Genomic DNA, 1,258 nt, shown 5'->3' with positions numbered 1-1,258 from the left:
GGAATGGTTCAACCGAGGTCCTGGCGGACCGTGGGATTTTTCAGGCGGCTACGCCTGTTTAAGGGAGGGACGTAACAGTCTTAGCGCGGCGATCATGACCCGTGAGCGAATTGCGGAGTCCATTAAGGCACTCGCCAAAGTCGGCGGCCCGGGTGATCTCCGTGTGCTGAATTCAGTGTTCGGCGAACATGAAGCCGCCGCCAAGGCCGCTATCGCGGAGATCGAAGCACGCCATTGACCAGACGCTCAGCAGGCCGGCGGATGGCGAAGGCCGCAACCCGAGCCGGGCAGCGCGGGCGAAAGCTGTTCCTCAACCTGTTCGAATCCGCGTTGTTCATCGCGTTATGGCTTCGGCCGTGATGGTGTCGGAGGGACGCCTTGAAACCCGTCGCTACGACACGCTTGGCGATCTCTCTGACGTGCCGCGCAGCGCCCTGCGGGAGGCCATGAACATGATTGGCGTGGTCGAATCGCGCCGCGAGATGGCCTACAAGGTGACCTGCGAGACGCGCTATCACATTGGCAGTATCGGCACCAGCTCCGAGCCCTTTGCCCGCGCGACGCGCGGTCAATGGGACGTCGAGAACGGCTTGCATTGAAATCTCGATATCTCCTTTCGCGAGCATGAGTGCCGCGTGCGCGATCCGATCGCGCGTGAGAATCTCGCCGTCCTGCGCCACATCGCGCTGTCTCGACGGAAAGACGACGACGCCAAGATCGGCATCCAGAACAAGCGTTTGCAAGCCGGCTGGAATGAAGACTATCTGACGAAACTGCTCTTCGGGCCTTTCTCGAAAAAGGACAAGGCAGAAACATCAGGTACCGCTAACATAAGTAAAGATTGATGCGATCGCCCTGAGTCGATTCCGCAGCCTGCTGCGAACGAAGTCGTTGGCGCCTCGTCGCGAAAAACGGCGAGCGGAAACCGCAATGGCGCGGAGGAGATGAGTCGTATCTAGAGCTATTGTCAAATCTGGTGTATGCCGGCTTGAGCACCCTGGATCAGGCGGCCTCCCCGTACTGCACTCCCGCTGACGAAGCATCAGTGTCCGGAGCTGGGAGGAAAGCTGTCACGTACTTGAGGACGGCGAGGTTCCGCTGATGGGACACAGCGGAAATCGCGGAACCTAAGAAAGTGTCCATCAAGAACTTCCCCCCTTTCGCAAAGGGGGGCCAGGGGGCATAGCCGTCAGGCTAAGAATAGCCAACGTTATTCATTTTCCATAAACCATTTATATTTCAATCTATTGAACAACTC

The 1,258-nt window shown here is 58.2% G+C and carries 3 protein-coding genes; all 3 read left to right on the top strand.

Going from position 1 to position 1,258, the window contains the following annotated elements; all coding sequences use genetic code 11:
- The coding region (locus tag G3480_RS28085) for a hypothetical protein (protein ID WP_206171929.1) at positions 1-238 on the top strand (238 nt) is incomplete at its 5' end.
- Between the two features lie 106 nt (positions 239-344).
- Positions 345-599 (top strand): hypothetical protein, encoded by a 255-nt coding sequence (locus G3480_RS28825; protein ID WP_240906108.1) that lies wholly within the window; start codon positions 345-347, stop codon positions 597-599.
- Between the two features lie 36 nt (positions 600-635).
- Complete coding sequence (locus G3480_RS28820; protein ID WP_240906107.1) at positions 636-845, top strand: hypothetical protein; 210 nt, start codon at positions 636-638, stop codon at positions 843-845.
- Positions 846-1,258 lie beyond the last annotated feature (413 nt).

The sequence above is a fragment of the Thiorhodococcus mannitoliphagus genome (genome assembly GCF_010915725.1).
Taxonomy (GTDB): Bacteria; Pseudomonadota; Gammaproteobacteria; order Chromatiales; family Chromatiaceae; genus Thiorhodococcus; species Thiorhodococcus mannitoliphagus.
This window is presented reverse-complemented; position numbering and strand designations above follow the sequence as displayed.

Excerpts from the sequence above, each read along its gene's own strand:
- G3480_RS28825 (WP_240906108.1), top strand. The coding sequence starts at position 345 with ATGGCTTCGGCCGTGATGGTGTCGGAGGGACGCCTTGAAACCCGTCGC.